The sequence below is a fragment of the Marinobacter sp. VGCF2001 genome, from assembly GCF_049943275.1.
In the GTDB taxonomy this organism is placed as follows: Bacteria; Pseudomonadota; Gammaproteobacteria; order Pseudomonadales; family Oleiphilaceae; genus Marinobacter.
Genome location: NZ_JBNFVX010000016.1, coordinates 15315 through 29323 on the forward strand (window position 1 = coordinate 15315; position 14009 = coordinate 29323).

Here is a 14009-nt window from a genome sequence, read left to right on the forward strand (position 1 = left end):
CCCAGTGTATGAAAACCGCCACTACTGACCGTCAATATTGTAACGGGTTCCCTGACCTCTGCACCATTACCGGGTGGCCATCATTACCCGCTCAGGCCGTGATCATCCGGCGATGGGTATGAATGGACATCAACACCCCGAACGCGGCCATCAGCGTGACACTGGACGTACCGCCGTAACTGATCAGCGGCAGAGGGACTCCCACCACCGGTAATAGCCCGCTCACCATGCCGATATTGACAAAAATGTAGATGAAGAACGTCATGGTCAGAGCACCCGCCACCAGGCGACTGAACGAATCCTGAGCGGTCACCGAAATATACAGACACCGCAGGATAATCAGGAAGTACACCGCCAGCAGTATCAGCATTCCGACAAATCCGAACTCCTCTGCCAGCACCGCGACGATGAAGTCTGTGTGGCTCTCGGGCAAAAACTCAAGATGGGACTGAGTCCCCTGCAACCAGCCCTTACCCTCGAGCCCGCCGGAACCAATGGCCGTTTTCGACTGAATGATGTTCCAGCCGGCGCCGAGCGGATCACTCTGAGGGTCCAGCAGTGTCAGCACCCGCTGCTTCTGATACTCCCGCATGACAAAAAACCACATCAGCGGGGCTGACACAGAGACCATGGCAAGGAAGGCAGCAATCAGCTTCCAGCTGATGCCTGCAAAGAACACCACGAAAATGCCCGCCATCCCCACCAGCAGAGAAGTACCAAGATCGGGCTGCTGGATAATCAGAAACATGGGAAGCAGAACAATTACCAGCCCTGCCATAATGCGGGGGAAAGAAGGTGGCAGGTAATAGCGCGACAAATACCAGGCGGCCATCATCGGCACAACGAGTTTCATGAACTCCGAGGGCTGGAATCGGGGCAGGCCGGGCAACGCCAACCACCGCTGGGCACCCTTGGCCCCCACCCCCATCACCAGCACGGCCACCAGTCCAACCAGCCCCATGCCATACAACCAGGGCGCCCAGCGACGGAACACCGCAGGGTCTAGCTGGGCAAACACGAACATCACGACAAACGCGACACCAAGGCGAATACCCTGGGCTTTCACCACCTCGATATTCCGGTCGGCGCCACTGTATAGAACGAAAAGGCCGCCCCCAACGAGCACAAGCAAAAGCCCGAGGAGCACCGGGTCCAGATGCAGCGCCGACCAGACACTGCGAGGCCGGCCAAGTTCGCTGCGACTTTGCCCACTCCAGAGATGACTACCGGCCATCGGCGTTCACCTCTGCCAGCCCCGAATCGCTCACCACGGAGGCAGGCTCGTCAGAAGGAAACTCTTCCAGCCAGGCATCAAACAATGCCCGGGCAACCGGGGCCGCAACACTGCTGCCACCCCCACCGTTTTCAACAATAACAGCGACCGCAATTTCCGGAGCCTCGGCCGGGGCAAATCCGACAAACAGGGCATGGTCACGTAACCGTTCACGGATTTGCTCCTCGTCGTATTCTTCATCCTGAGCGAGACTGAACACTTGCGCGGTACCGGTCTTTCCGGCCATCCGGTAACTGGCACCCTGAGCCGCCCGCCTCGCGGTGCCCCGGGCACCGTGCATTACTTCTTCCATGGTATCGACCACGTATTCCCAGGTTTCCGGGTCCTTCAGTTGCAGAGGCTCGCGGGTCGGCTCGGGCAGCAGCTCTTCCACCGGACGATCGCCCCGGACGTCTTTCAGCAATCTCGGCTCCACCCAGTCCCCCCGATTGGCTATCAGCGCGGTCGCCGTCGCTAGCTGCATGGGCGTTACCAGTAAAAATCCCTGGCCGATGCTCATGTTCACCGAGTCTCCGGGGTACCAGGGTTCATTTTTCACTGCCCGTTTCCAGTCTGCGGTCGGCAGCAGACCATTCAAGGCGCCGGAGACGTCCAGCGTGGCGTCTTCACCGAAACCAAAGCGGGCCAGGTAGTCCGACATCACGTCTACCCCCATATCCGCGCCGACTTCATAAAAATAAACATCATTAGACCTGGCCATGGAATACTTCAGATCCACCCAGCCATCGCCCGACCGGTTCCAGTTACGAAACCGCCGGCCGCCCTCTCGTAACTGGAAATACCCGGGGTCCCAGATTCGCCGGTCCTTGTCGGTTACGCCGCTGTCCAGCGCGGCGACCGCCATCATCGGCTTGATGGTGGATGCCGGTGGATACTGCCCCCGAAGGGCGCGATTAAACAACGGCTTATCAATGCTCTGGCTGAGCGCACGATAATCTTTGACACTGATGCCCGTCACAAACTTGTTGGCATCGAACCCGGGCACGCTGGCCAGGGCCAGAATGCCTCCGGTCGACGGCTCAATGGCGATAATGGCACCGCGCCGCCCCTCCAGAAGTTCATAGGCACGGCGCTGCAAGCGCAAATCCAGCTGCAGCTGAAGATCTTCACCGGGCACCGGGTTCACGCGTTCGAGGACACGGAGAATACGGCCCCGGGCATTGGTTTCAACGTGCTGATAGCCCACTTCCCCGTGCAGAGCCGCTTCATAGAAACGCTCAATACCGGATTTTCCGATGTAGTTGGTGCCGGCGTAATTGACCGGATCGATGCGCTGCAGCTCTTCCCGGTTGATACGGCCGACAAATCCCAGCACATGGGCCGTCAAGTCACTGTGCGGGTAATAACGCACAAGTTCCGCCTCTACCTCAACACCGGGAAAGCGATGTCGGTTCACTGCCAGGCGGGCCATTTCGGTTTCGTCGAGGTCGTAACTCAGGGGGATGGCCTGAAACGGACGCCTGGGTTCACGCAACCGGCGCTCAAACCGCTCCAGGTCCTCATCAGAAATACTCAGATCGCTGGTCAGGCGAGCCAGGGTATCATCCATGTCGCCAACCCGCTCCGGTGTGACCGTCAGGGTGAAGACGGGCCGGTTCTCCGCCAGCAGAACGTTGTTCCGATCATAGACCAGCCCCCGGGGCGGCGGCACCGACTGCACCTGAACGCGGTTTTTATCTGACAAGGTCGTGTAGGTGTCATGCTCGACAATCTGCAGCTGATACATCCGGGCCAGCAAGCCCGCCATCAACAGCATGACAAACATCAGCATGACCAGCGCCCGTCGCTGAAACAGCCGGCGCTCCGCAGCGGTATTTTTCAGTTCGCCCCAGGCCATGTAATGTCCTAGGCCCGGTGGTATGGGTGATTACGGGTGATGGTCCAGGCCCGGTACAGTTGTTCGGCCAGAACAATTCTGACCAGAGGATGGGGCAAGGTAAGGGGAGACAACGACCACTGCTGGTCCGCCCGCTGGCGGCAGGCCTCTGCAAGGCCGTCCGGGCCGCCCACCAGAAAGGCCACGTCCTGGCCGTCCTGCTGCCAGTTTTCCAGCTGCGACGCCAGTTTTTCCGTCGACCAGGGACGACCGCCCACTTCCAGTGCCACCACGCGGTCACGGGGGCCCAGCGCAGACAGGATGGCATCGCTCTCGCGCTGCATCAGCCGCGGAATGTCCGGATTTTTACCCCGGTGGGCCGTGGCGATTTCAGTCAGTTCGAGGGGCAACTCAGGCGGCATCCGGCGAGCGTAATCGTTGTACCCCGCACTGACCCAGTCGGGCATTTTCTGCCCTACACAGATCAGACGCAGGCGCATAACTATTCGCTACCTGCAGCACCAAGATCCGGAGCATCCCGCCAGAAGCGTTCCAGATCATAGAATTCCCGGGTCGCGGGCATCATTACGTGAACAACGACATCACCCAGATCAACCAGAATCCAGTCGCTGCCACCATCACCCTCGACATTTGCGGCTCTGACGCCCTGCTCTTTGGCTTCGATCACCACCGAATCCGCGAGGGATTTGACGTGCCGGTTGGAGGTACCCGATGCCAGAACCATAAAATCGGTCACGCTGGTGCGGTCGCGAACATCAATGATGCTAATATCCTGGGCCTTGATATTTTCCAGTGCGTTAACGACCAGATCTTTCAGTTGTTCAGCCTGCATAATTACCCTGTTGTACGGGTACCGGCCGGAATGGCCACCCGATCAATGTTATTCAAACGCGATTGTAGCATCAAAGACTGCTGTGAATAACTCCTAACGCACCTGGCCGCTCCGGGCACCGTAAAGCTTCCAGGCATCAATGTTCTGGCACACGACGTCCGGAGTGAGGTAACGCACCGAGCGACCGGCCGCAATACGTTGCCGGATACCGGTTGCAGAAATGTCCAGTAACGGCGGGGCCAGTTCCAGCGCAAAACCGGCCGGGCGGGAATGCAAGTCAGCCGGACACCCCGCGCGACGCTCTTCCAGGATTCGCGCAGCTTCACTGCCCATGGGCAATTCTGAGCCAGGCCGCTGCACCACCACGATATGAGCAAGTTCGGGTATTTGCTCCCACTCCCGCCAACGGTGAAACGACGAGAACGCATCGGTCCCCACAACCATCACCAGCGGGCAATCCGGGCCAAGTTCGGCACGCAAATGTCGAAGTGTATCGGCCGTAAACGATGCCCCGCCCCGGCGCACTTCCTGTTCATCAAGGACCAGGGCCGGCTCGGGGGCAATCGCCTGCCGGATCAGCTCCAGCCGTTGCTCCGCGCTTGCGCCGGTCTCGCCCCGGTGAGGCGGAATATGACTGGGCACCAGGTGGATGCGGGCTACCGACAACGCCTCGGAAACCTCCAGTGCCAGCCGAAGGTGACCGTGATGAATCGGGTCAAAGGTCCCGCCATAGATCACGTGCACGACGTTATACCCGAACGTGTCCGTCGCCGAACACCACGTATTTCTGCGACGTCAGCCCCTCGAGACCAACCGGCCCACGGGCATGAATTTTGTCTGTAGAGATACCGATCTCGGCCCCCAGACCATACTCGAAACCGTCAGCAAACCGGGTTGACGCATTCACCATAACGGAGCTCGAATCCACCTCTGTCAGGAACCGGCGGGCCCGGGTGTAATTTTCGGTAATGATGCTTTCGGTGTGCTGGGAACTGTAGTGGTTGATGTGCTCGATAGCACCGTCAAGCCCCGCGACCACCCGAATCGCGAGAATCGGCGCAAGATACTCCGCGTGCCAGTCCGCGTCGGTGGCCGGAACAATGTCTCCCACAATGGCACAGGCCTGCTCGCATCCCCGGAGTTCTACCGATTTACTGCGGAACTGCTCCGCCAGCAACGGCAACAGGTCCCCGGCGATCTCCTGATCAATCAGGAGGGTCTCCATGGTGTTGCAGGTGCCATAACGCTGGGTTTTCGAATTAACCGCCACTTTCAATGCTTTTTCAGGGTCCGCGTGGCTGTCGATGTAGACATGACAAACACCATCCAGGTGTTTGATCACCGGCACCCGGGCGTCGCGGCTGATGCGTTCGATCAGACCCTTGCCGCCGCGGGGTACAATGACATCCACGTATTGCGGCATGGTAATCAGCTCTCCCACGGCCGCGCGGTCCGTGGTATTCACCACCTGGACAGCCGCTTCCGGCAGCCCGGCGGCAGCCAGCCCCTGTTTGAGACACAGGGCAATGGCCTGGTTGGAATGGATGGCTTCAGACCCGCCGCGTAAAATAGTGGCGTTACCGGATTTCAGGCAGAGACTGGCCGCCTCGACGGTCACGTTGGGCCTTGATTCGTAAATAATGCCGATGACCCCCAATGGCACCCGCATTTTACCCACCTGAATGCCTGATGGACGGTAGGTCATATCACTGATCACGCCCACAGGGTCCGGCAGTGCTGCCACCTGGCGCAGCCCTTCAATCATGGTATCAACCCGGTCAGGGGTAAGCTCGAGGCGGTCCAGCATTGCGCTGTCCAGGCCATTTTCACGGCCGCGTTCCAGGTCCTTGCTGTTGGCCGTCACAAGCTCTGCGCGGGCGGCATCAAGGGCGTCGGCAGTGGCCAGAAGTACCTGGTTCCGTTCCGCCGTGGAGGCGCGCGCGACGGCCCGTGAAGCGGCCCTGGCCTGCTGTCCGAGCTCCGACATGTAGGTTGCTACATCCATTGATTTACCTTCCGTTATGCAAACGTTTTCCGACACAAGAGGCGGTTACTTTACCTTTCCCGTTTCAAGTCCGCACCCCAAACGACTATTATAGCGCTGCACAGGATTTCATGGACGCGCCAGCGAAGGACAGAGCCAATGCCCCAAACCGCCGAAAAATTTCTCCCCGGCAAGTTTTCCCGCAGCGGGTTCATTGCCTTTGGCCTTACCACCGGGCTTTGTCTGGCCGCGGGAGAGTTGCTGGCAGGCGTTGCAGCGGCCGCTGCTGCCGGCTTGTGCCTCGCTGGCACGCACCGGGGCAAGGACCGCCAGGGCCGGCCCTGGACGCAACTGAGGGCTTTTTTCCTGGTCACGCTGGTGCTGGCCCTGGTTGCCGCCATCTGGACCGGGCCCTGGTCTCTCAGCCACTGGCTTTATGCGCTGCCTCTGGTGCTGTTCGCGATGGCACCGGTTTATCTTGCCGCCCCCGTCACGCTGGCGTTCATGTTTTTCGTGCTGGCCGGAACCCAATGGGCGGTTGCCCTTCCGGACCGCCACCAGATGATGACCGCCCTGGTGCTCACCACCCTCCTCGGGGCGATACTGGTGTTCATGCGTGAGTACAAATCCCGCCAGCTGGCTCCGCTGCGCCGTACCGACGAACTGACCCAGGCCGCCAGCCGGGAGTATCTTTCAGCCGATCTGCACAAAGAAATCCAGCGCAGCGAGCGGGAAGGCACTCATATGTCGGTGATGATGATCGGGCTGGATACCCACCTCAGCGATGTCGATCCGGATGCAGACATCCGGGCCATTCTGCCCCGGATTGGCCGTTACCTGCATTCCCAGCTGCGGGACTTTGACACTTACTACCGGGTCGCCGATTTGCAGTTTCTGGTGATACTTCCCGGCACCAACACGGCCGAAGCTGCCCGCACCGCCGAGCAGGTTCGAGCAGGCCTTTGCACACTGCTGGCCTCTCATGGCCTGAAACTGACCGTCAGCACTGGCGTCGCCGGCCTTAACATCGGAGACGACGCCGACAGCCTGCAACAAAGTGTGGCCAATGCCCTGCGCCGCGCCCAGCAACAGGGCGGTAACCGCACACAGACCTACAGCAATCCCGCCGCGCCCAACAGCGCCGGTGAGCATCCAGCCTCGGGGGGCCACCAATGACCGAGACACGGCTCAGAACCTGGACTCATGCCGCCGGCTACAGTCTTGCAGCACTGTTTACCATAGCCCTGGCGCTGCAGAATCTTCGCTACGGCTTTTATCAGTTATTCTATCTGGCTCTGGCCATGACGGCACTGCTGCTTGGCGGGCTGGTGTATACCTGGTTATGCCGGCGCCAACAGTTATCGGCACCCGGGCACCTGATCATCCTGGCCGGATTGAACAGCGGCCTTATTGCCGGTGTCCTGACCATGGACGCACCGGGCATCAGCCACTGGGCCATGCCATTACTATCGCTGAACCTCCTCATTCTGCCGTTACGCCACGGGCTCACCCTCTCTGCCCTGCTACTGGCACCGGTACTGGTGGTGACCTGGCTGTCGGGCCCTGCGGCCACCGCACTGCTCACCACAATCGGCTTGCTGGCCTTGCTGGCGATCACGGCGATGTATATCTGGCACTATGACCACATGGCGCAGTCGGCCCAGGACCTCGCCATCACAGACCCGGTCACCGGGGCCCATAACGCGCGGTTTCTGGACGAAACCCTGCAAAAAGAGATCAGTCGGGCTATTGCCACCGGCCACGCCTTGTCAGTCGTCAGCCTGAGCGTGGACCATGCCGATGAGATCCGCGACCTTCACGGCAAACCGGGTATGCATACACTGATGCGCCACATCACCGGGACCCTGTTCGACATCATCCGCGCCGGCGATTCTCTCTACAGCATCAATGGCTCGGATTTTTTCCTGATACTGCCGTTTACGCCGGAGGAAGGTGTCCGGGTGATTGCCGAACGTATTCGCCGGACCCTCAGCGAACATGACTGGCCCGAGGTGGGCAAGATTTCGGTGAGCCTGGGCTGCACCACACGGGGCAATGGCGACACCAGCACGCATTCACTGCGTGACCGTTCGCTGGCGGCCATGCAGCAAGCCCGGAAACGGGGGGCGGATTCCGCCTGGTACAGCCCGGGAGAGCCCGTCAAGGCATGACCGAAAACTGGCTGAACGAGCTCACAGACTGGGTCGCAGGCAACCCCGGCTGGTTAGTCGCTGCCCTGTTCCTGACGGCTCTGATCGAATCTCTGGCGATTGCCGGCATCATTGTCCCCGGGGTGGCCCTGTTGTTCGCGTTTGCCGCCCTGGCCGGGAAAAGCGGCCTGCCCTTGTCAGAGGCCCTGCTCTGGGCAGGGCTTGGCGCCGTGGTTGGCGATGTCATCAGTTTCGCGATCGGTCGACTGCTGCAGGGGCGACTGAACACAGTCTGGCCCTTCAGCCGATATCCCCGCCTTATCGCCCGTGGCGAAACCTTCTTTCGGGCTCATGGCGGCAAAAGTGTCGTCATTGGCCGTTTTGTTGGCCCGATAAGACCGGTTATCCCGCTGATTGCCGGAGCGCTCACCATGAGTTGGCAGCGTTTTCTGGGCTTTAATCTGCTCTCGGCGGTTGGCTGGGCTCTTGTGTATATTCTGCCGGGTTTTTTCGTGGGCTCGGCACTCGCCAACGAGATCAAGCCACCACCTCACTTCTACCTGGTTCTGGCGACCAGCGGTGCCGCGCTGGTTGTGGTGTATCTGGTGGTGCTGCGGGTGCGACTGGGCGTGGGAGAAGGCAGTTGGTTGTATGGGTGGCTGGAATCCAGAATGGCCCAATACGACACCACCCACCGTTTCTGGCGGCTTTACAGCAACGAACGGCCCTCGCACCAGGGCGAATTCCCCCTGCCGTCGCTCTTGCTGACCATCACGACCCTTGCGCTTTTCGTGGCCCTGGCTCAACTGGTGGGAGTCACGGACCAGATAAAATTCGTGAACCAGCAAGTACTGCTCTGGTTTGGCGCGTTACGGCAACCATTGCTGGATCTGCCGATGATTGCCTTCACCCTGCTGGGGGATCCGCCCGTGCTGCTGGCGGCTGCCGTGCTTGCGGTTCTCGTGCTGTCGTTCCGGGGCTATTACGCCGCTGCCGTCCATATCGCCATTGCCGCCACGGCCACGGCCGTAAGTGTCTGGTTGCTGAAGGAAGGCGTCGGAATCAGCCGGCCACAGGAAGTGCTCTCAGCTCCGGACTCGAGCGCCTACCCAAGCGGGCATACCGCTGGAATAACGGTTCTGGTAACGCTCGCCGCCAGCTTCATTGCCAGCGAAAATCGCAATACCCAGCGCTGGCAACAGTATCTTTTCCTGTCCCTGCCCATATTGCCGGTCGCCCTGAGCCGGCTCTACCTCGGTGTTCACTGGGTCACCGATGTGCTCGGTGGATTGCTGCTGGGCCTGGCGATCACTGGTGCCATCCGCGCCAGCTACAGTCGGTACGACCGGGTTCCACTCAGCCCGGACGCATTGACCTGGCTCGCCGGGGCCGGCTGGCTGGCGTTTGTGGGCGCTTACATGATGATTACCTGGGACACTGCGATCCTCAACTACACGCCGCTACCCTGACAGCGCACTAATCCTGCTCGAGCGCTTCCAGTAACTGCTGCAGGCGGTCAAGGCGCTCCAGAGGGTCCTGGAGCTCAGCAAGGCGCTGTTTTTCCTGCTTGTCCAGCGGCAAAAGCTCCGTGAGGCGCCAGCCAATATGACGGGCATCGTCATAATTCACATCCATTTCCAGATCCTTGACCACCGGATGCCGACAAAGCGCATGCAGCACCGACGGCAACTCGTGATAACGCTCGGGAACCGCGCTTTCCGCCTCGTCAATCAGCGTCTCGACATCCCCTACGTTCAGGCCATCCTCTTGCTGCCAGGTGCGGACAACCGTCACCTTGCTATCGCCTTCCACGGTGATTCCAAGAAGACCATTATCAAGTTGCTGAAAATCAATAATGCGCACGTAGGTGCCCATGTCGTAGAACGCAGCACGGGCCTCGGTTTCCCCGCCATCCCGCAGCAACACCACAACAAAACCGCGGTCTTCTTTCAGGCATCGGGTGAGCATATCGAGGTAACGCGGCTCGAACAGCTGCAGCGGAATTCGCCCGCCAGGCAAAATGATGGAATTCAGGGGAAACAAGGGTACGTTCATAAAGTTATCGGTCACTGCCTGACGGCTCCTGATTATGCGGGTTATCGTATCGACAACAGCTTCTGCACCTCGTCCACCCTTTCCCGGGCTTCACTCAGCAATTGCAGGCTTCTGGATGCATTCAGCTGCAGTTCCCCCAAACGCCGCCACGCCGGCACCTGGTCAAACTCTGGAAGGCCCCGGTTCTGGCTCGACCCGATCATTGAATGCAATTGCGCCACGATGACCACATCCGCCAGCTGGGGCGCGGCCTCCGGGCACTCGTGATGCCAGTCCTCCGCGTGACGCACGGCCTCAAGGAACGCTTTCGGGAAGGACCAGTTCTCAAGGACAGCGCATCCCACATCCGCCCGCAATTCAGCCATGGCGTGATGCAGATTTTTTTCATCGGCAAACAGATTCACGTGATGCTCCGCCTGCACCAGCACCGGGACCACCCCGATGTCGTGAAGCAAACCGGCCAGCAGGGCTTCCTCAGGATCAATACGGGTCACGTGATCCGCCAGCACCCAGCACAAGGCGGCCACTTCCCGCGAGTGGCGCCACAGCTGTTCCATTTCTCTTTGCAACGATGCCCGGCGGGTCTTGAAAACTTCACGCATGGCGAACACCGTGACCAGTTGCCGGGTGGTGCGCATCCCCAGCCTTACGACGGCCTCGCGCACATTGCGGACGTCACTGAAACCGCGATACAGCGGGCTGTTACAGGAACGCACCAGCTTGGCAGCCATCGCCGGATCCGCCGACACGGCCGAGGCCACCTCGGTGGCCGAGGAGTCTTCCCGGTCGACTACCCTCCGAACCTTCCATGCCACATCCGGCACACTGGGCAGCTGCACCTGGTTTGAGCGCAGCTCCGAGTAAAACTCCATCAACAGGTGATGCTCTTCACTTTGCTCTTCGTCGGCATCCGACGAGTCCATCTCCAGCTGCGAGATGGGCGCCGTGCGCAGCATCTGGTTCAGAATTTCCTGCTCGACCACCAGAAATTCGCAGGGTTTAACGGCGGTGACGTCATACATCCTCGGCTGAAGCCGGGCTACCGGGTTCAGCGCTTTGTCGGTCTCCGCGTCGATCGTCGTCCTGCGGCCATCCACGGATTCCAGTTCCACGATGCCGGCGAGCAAAAAATAGTCCAGCCCATCGCGAACGCCACGCTCCATCACTCGCTGCCCCGGCCCATGGGTCCGGCGCTCCGCCCGGCTGGCCAGTAACACAAGCTGGTCATCGGTCAGACGACCCAGCGGTTGAAAACGTTTCAGACGACGTAACGGCAGGCTTTCCTGGCCTCCCATAGGCAGACTCCCTCTGAACTGCGGTTTAAAAACAGGCAACCTCTGTTACGCATTGTAATCACCACTCGTGAAAACAGCCATGCCAGGCTCGTCGAATCTGTTATCCTCTGTTTTTTCCAATACTGTCCAATGCCACAGGGAGAGAGCCGTCTACCATGCCCCAGTATCGTTCACACACATCCACCGCCGGCCGTAACATGGCTGGTGCGCGCGCCCTCTGGCGTGCCACCGGCATGAAGAACGAGGACTTCGGCAAACCCATTATTGCCGTTGCTAACTCCTTTACCCAGTTCGTACCCGGGCACGTTCATCTGAAAGACCTCGGGCAGCTGGTGTGTCGTGAGATCGAAGCCGCCGGCGGCGTTGCCAAAGAGTTCAATACCATTGCCGTGGACGATGGCATCGCCATGGGGCACGACGGCATGCTCTACTCCCTGCCGTCCAGGGAAATTATTGCCGATTCCGTGGAATACATGGCCAACGCTCATTGCGCCGATGCGCTTGTTTGCATCTCCAACTGCGACAAGATCACCCCGGGTATGCTCATGGCCGCAATGCGCCTGAACATTCCCACCATCTTCGTGTCCGGCGGCCCGATGGAAGCCGGTAAAACGAAACTGTCCGAGCACAAGCTTGATCTGGTCGACGCCATGGTCATCGCCGCCGACCCGAACGCCAGTGACGAACAGGTGGCTGAATACGAACGCAGCGCCTGCCCCACCTGTGGCTCCTGCTCCGGTATGTTTACCGCCAACTCCATGAACTGCCTGACCGAGGCCATTGGTCTGGCGCTTCCGGGCAATGGCTCCATGCTGGCCACCCACGCAGATCGGGAGCAACTGTTCCTTCGGGCCGGCCGACAAATTGTGGAGAACGCCAGGCGCTATTACGAGCAGGACGATGCCAGTGTTCTGCCTCGCAGCATTGCCTCTGTCGAGGCGTTCGAAAACGCGATGACCATGGACATTGCCATGGGCGGCTCCACCAACACGATTCTGCACCTGTTGGCCGCAGCCCAGGAAGGCGGCGTCGAATTCACCCTGGCAGATATCGACCGCCTATCCCGAAAGGTGCCCCAGCTCTGTAAAGTGGCGCCAAACAGCCCTAAATACCATATGGAAGATGTCCACCGGGCCGGTGGCATCATGGGCATTCTCGGAGAACTGGAGCGCGGCGGCCTGGTCAACGCGGACTTGCCCACCACTCACAGCAGCACCATGCGTGAAGCGCTGGAGACCTGGGACATCATGCGCTCTCCGACCCCCGAAGTCGTGGAATTCTACAAAGCCGGCCCGGCGGGCATTCCGACCCAGACCGCGTTCAGCCAGAACACTCGCTGGCCGAGCCTGGACGGAGACCGGGCCGAGGGCTGTATCCGGTCCGTGGATCATGCCTATTCTTCGGAAGGCGGTCTGGCGGTGCTTTATGGCAACATCGCACAGGATGGCTGCGTGGTTAAGACTGCGGGTGTTGACGAAAGCATCTATGTCTTCGAAGGCAAGGCACGCGTTTTCGAGAGCCAGGATTCTGCCGTCGCCGCCATTCTGGGCGACGAGGTGCAGGCCGGTGACGTGGTGATTATTCGCTACGAAGGGCCGAAAGGCGGGCCGGGTATGCAGGAGATGCTCTATCCGACCAGCTATCTGAAATCAAAGGGGCTGGGTAAAGACTGCGCGCTGCTCACCGATGGCCGCTTTTCGGGCGGGACCTCCGGGCTCTCCATTGGCCACGCCTCGCCAGAAGCCGCAGCTGGCGGCGCGATCGGATTAATCGAAGATGGCGACACCATATTGATCGACATCCCCAATCGCGCCATCAATGTCCAGGTCAGCAACGAAGAACTGGGCCAGCGTCGCAAAGCCAGAGATGCCAAAGGCTGGAAACCCGAGCTCGCCCGTGACCGGAAAGTGTCTGCGGCCCTCAAAGCCTACGCATTGCTCGCGACCAGCGCCGATAAAGGTGCCGTGCGGGATCTGAGCAAACTCGACTGAGCAAAGCCAAAAAAAAGCCCGTAAAGCGTTTGCTCTACGGGCTTTTTTTTATTTCTCGGTGCTGTTACCACAGCGACCAGCCACCGTCATCATCTTCTTCAATGGTGTCTTCTGCAGAGGACTCTGCCGGTGCCGGCTCGGCAGGCGCTGATTGCGCCGTCGATGCAGGAGCCGCCTGCCCCGCATTCGCCGCCGCCTGCTGTACCGTAATCAAACCCAGGGCTTTTTCGGTTTCTTCATTAAGAATACCGGTGGCCGCAAGGCCATTTTCTTTCTGGAAGCGGGTCAACTCCGACCGGGTTGCGTCGTCCATGGCCGGGTCGACATTCGTAACATCGTAACCCGCCCCGTACAGTGCGTGCTTGAGCGCAACCACATCGTTGGCCTGTGCGACGGATGTCATCCCCAGCAGGGCGACCGCTCCGGCCGCCAACGCCGTCTTGCCGATATGACGGGTGACTGTTTTCATGATTCTCACCTGATCTACTCCTGGATATCTCTGTGACATCTGCTGATCTGTTTTTATAGTGTGACGCCCAAGCATACGTGCTGGCGTGCAAATTACCATATC

The 14009-nt window shown here is 59.9% G+C and carries 13 protein-coding genes; 4 read left to right on the plus strand and 9 right to left on the minus strand.

What is annotated here, in order from left to right; genetic code table 11:
• Window positions 1-91: 91 nt before the first annotated feature.
• The 6 genes from rodA to ACP2AU_RS13910 form a co-directional block, all read right to left on the minus strand.
• A complete protein-coding gene (rodA, locus tag ACP2AU_RS13885) occupies window positions 92-1234 on the minus strand; it encodes a rod shape-determining protein RodA (protein WP_426376797.1) in 1143 nt (380 codons plus the stop codon).
• On the minus strand, window positions 1224-3131 hold the full coding sequence (gene mrdA / locus ACP2AU_RS13890; RefSeq protein ID WP_426376798.1) for a penicillin-binding protein 2: 1908 nt from the start codon (window positions 3129-3131) through the stop codon (window positions 1224-1226). Before mrdA ends, rodA begins: the two co-directional genes overlap by 11 nt.
• Before the next feature lie 8 nt (window positions 3132-3139).
• Window positions 3140-3610 (minus strand): 23S rRNA (pseudouridine(1915)-N(3))-methyltransferase RlmH, encoded by a 471-nt coding sequence (gene rlmH, locus ACP2AU_RS13895; protein WP_426376799.1) that lies wholly within the window; start codon window positions 3608-3610, stop codon window positions 3140-3142.
• A 2-nt stretch (window positions 3611-3612) separates the two neighbouring features.
• The gene (rsfS, locus tag ACP2AU_RS13900; protein WP_426376800.1) at window positions 3613-3963 is read right to left on the minus strand and encodes a ribosome silencing factor; all 351 of its coding nucleotides are present in this window, start codon (window positions 3961-3963) and stop codon (window positions 3613-3615) included.
• 93 nt (window positions 3964-4056) lie between these two features.
• The gene (gene nadD / locus ACP2AU_RS13905; RefSeq protein WP_426376801.1) at window positions 4057-4707 is read right to left on the minus strand and encodes a nicotinate-nucleotide adenylyltransferase; all 651 of its coding nucleotides are present in this window, start codon (window positions 4705-4707) and stop codon (window positions 4057-4059) included.
• A gap of 4 nt (window positions 4708-4711) precedes the next feature.
• Window positions 4712-5968, minus strand: a complete 1257-nt coding sequence (locus ACP2AU_RS13910; RefSeq protein ID WP_426376802.1) for a glutamate-5-semialdehyde dehydrogenase — start codon at window positions 5966-5968, stop codon at window positions 4712-4714.
• 138 nt (window positions 5969-6106) lie between these two features.
• On the opposite strand from ACP2AU_RS13910, the gene ACP2AU_RS13915 reads away from it, so the two are divergent.
• From ACP2AU_RS13915 to ACP2AU_RS13925, 3 genes are read left to right on the plus strand one after another with little or no spacing between them, the layout of a single operon-like run.
• Window positions 6107-7123: a GGDEF domain-containing protein gene (locus ACP2AU_RS13915; protein WP_426376803.1), complete on the plus strand. Its 1017-nt coding sequence runs from the start codon at window positions 6107-6109 to the stop codon at window positions 7121-7123.
• Entirely contained in the window at window positions 7120-8118 is a 999-nt protein-coding gene (locus ACP2AU_RS13920) for a GGDEF domain-containing protein (RefSeq protein WP_426376804.1), read from the plus strand. The genes ACP2AU_RS13915 and ACP2AU_RS13920 overlap by 4 nt, the downstream gene beginning before the upstream one ends.
• Window positions 8115-9566, plus strand: coding sequence for a VTT domain-containing protein (locus ACP2AU_RS13925; protein ID WP_426376805.1), 1452 nt, complete (start codon window positions 8115-8117; stop codon window positions 9564-9566). The genes ACP2AU_RS13920 and ACP2AU_RS13925 overlap by 4 nt, the downstream gene beginning before the upstream one ends.
• Before the next feature lie 7 nt (window positions 9567-9573).
• On the opposite strand, the gene ACP2AU_RS13930 is transcribed toward ACP2AU_RS13925, so the two are convergent.
• Entirely contained in the window at window positions 9574-10152 is a 579-nt protein-coding gene (locus ACP2AU_RS13930) for an LON peptidase substrate-binding domain-containing protein (RefSeq protein ID WP_426376862.1), read from the minus strand.
• Window positions 10153-10193: 41 nt separating this feature from the next.
• Window positions 10194-11447, minus strand: a complete 1254-nt coding sequence (locus tag ACP2AU_RS13935; RefSeq protein ID WP_426376806.1) for an HDOD domain-containing protein — start codon at window positions 11445-11447, stop codon at window positions 10194-10196.
• Between the two features lie 155 nt (window positions 11448-11602).
• On the opposite strand from ACP2AU_RS13935, the gene ilvD reads away from it, so the two are divergent.
• Window positions 11603-13438, plus strand: coding sequence for a dihydroxy-acid dehydratase (ilvD, locus tag ACP2AU_RS13940; protein ID WP_426376807.1), 1836 nt, complete (start codon window positions 11603-11605; stop codon window positions 13436-13438).
• A gap of 64 nt (window positions 13439-13502) precedes the next feature.
• Here ilvD and ACP2AU_RS13945 read toward each other — a convergent pair whose 3' ends face one another.
• Window positions 13503-13907: a peptidoglycan-binding domain-containing protein gene (locus ACP2AU_RS13945; protein WP_426376808.1), complete on the minus strand. Its 405-nt coding sequence runs from the start codon at window positions 13905-13907 to the stop codon at window positions 13503-13505.
• Window positions 13908-14009: the final 102 nt, after the last annotated feature.

Bases quoted from the DNA above. Each gene is read 5' to 3' on its own strand.
- ACP2AU_RS13910 (WP_426376802.1), bottom strand. From the start codon at position 5,968: ATGGATGTAGCAACCTACATGTCGGAGCTCGGACAGCAGGCCAGGGCC.
- ilvD (WP_426376807.1), top strand. From the start codon at position 11,603: ATGCCCCAGTATCGTTCACACACATCCACCGCCGGCCGTAACATGGCT.
- ACP2AU_RS13935 (WP_426376806.1), bottom strand. From the start codon at position 11,447: ATGGGAGGCCAGGAAAGCCTGCCGTTACGTCGTCTGAAACGTTTTCAA.
- rlmH (WP_426376799.1), bottom strand. From the start codon at position 3,610: ATGCGCCTGCGTCTGATCTGTGTAGGGCAGAAAATGCCCGACTGGGTC.
- rodA (WP_426376797.1), bottom strand. From the start codon at position 1,234: ATGGCCGGTAGTCATCTCTGGAGTGGGCAAAGTCGCAGCGAACTTGGC.
- ACP2AU_RS13915 (WP_426376803.1), top strand. From the start codon at position 6,107: ATGCCCCAAACCGCCGAAAAATTTCTCCCCGGCAAGTTTTCCCGCAGC.
- ACP2AU_RS13920 (WP_426376804.1), top strand. From the start codon at position 7,120: ATGACCGAGACACGGCTCAGAACCTGGACTCATGCCGCCGGCTACAGT.
- mrdA (WP_426376798.1), bottom strand. From the start codon at position 3,131: ATGGCCTGGGGCGAACTGAAAAATACCGCTGCGGAGCGCCGGCTGTTT.
- ACP2AU_RS13930 (WP_426376862.1), bottom strand. From the start codon at position 10,152: ATGAACGTACCCTTGTTTCCCCTGAATTCCATCATTTTGCCTGGCGGG.
- ACP2AU_RS13925 (WP_426376805.1), top strand. From the start codon at position 8,115: ATGACCGAAAACTGGCTGAACGAGCTCACAGACTGGGTCGCAGGCAAC.
- ACP2AU_RS13945 (WP_426376808.1), bottom strand. From the start codon at position 13,907: ATGAAAACAGTCACCCGTCATATCGGCAAGACGGCGTTGGCGGCCGGA.
- rsfS (WP_426376800.1), bottom strand. From the start codon at position 3,963: ATGCAGGCTGAACAACTGAAAGATCTGGTCGTTAACGCACTGGAAAAT.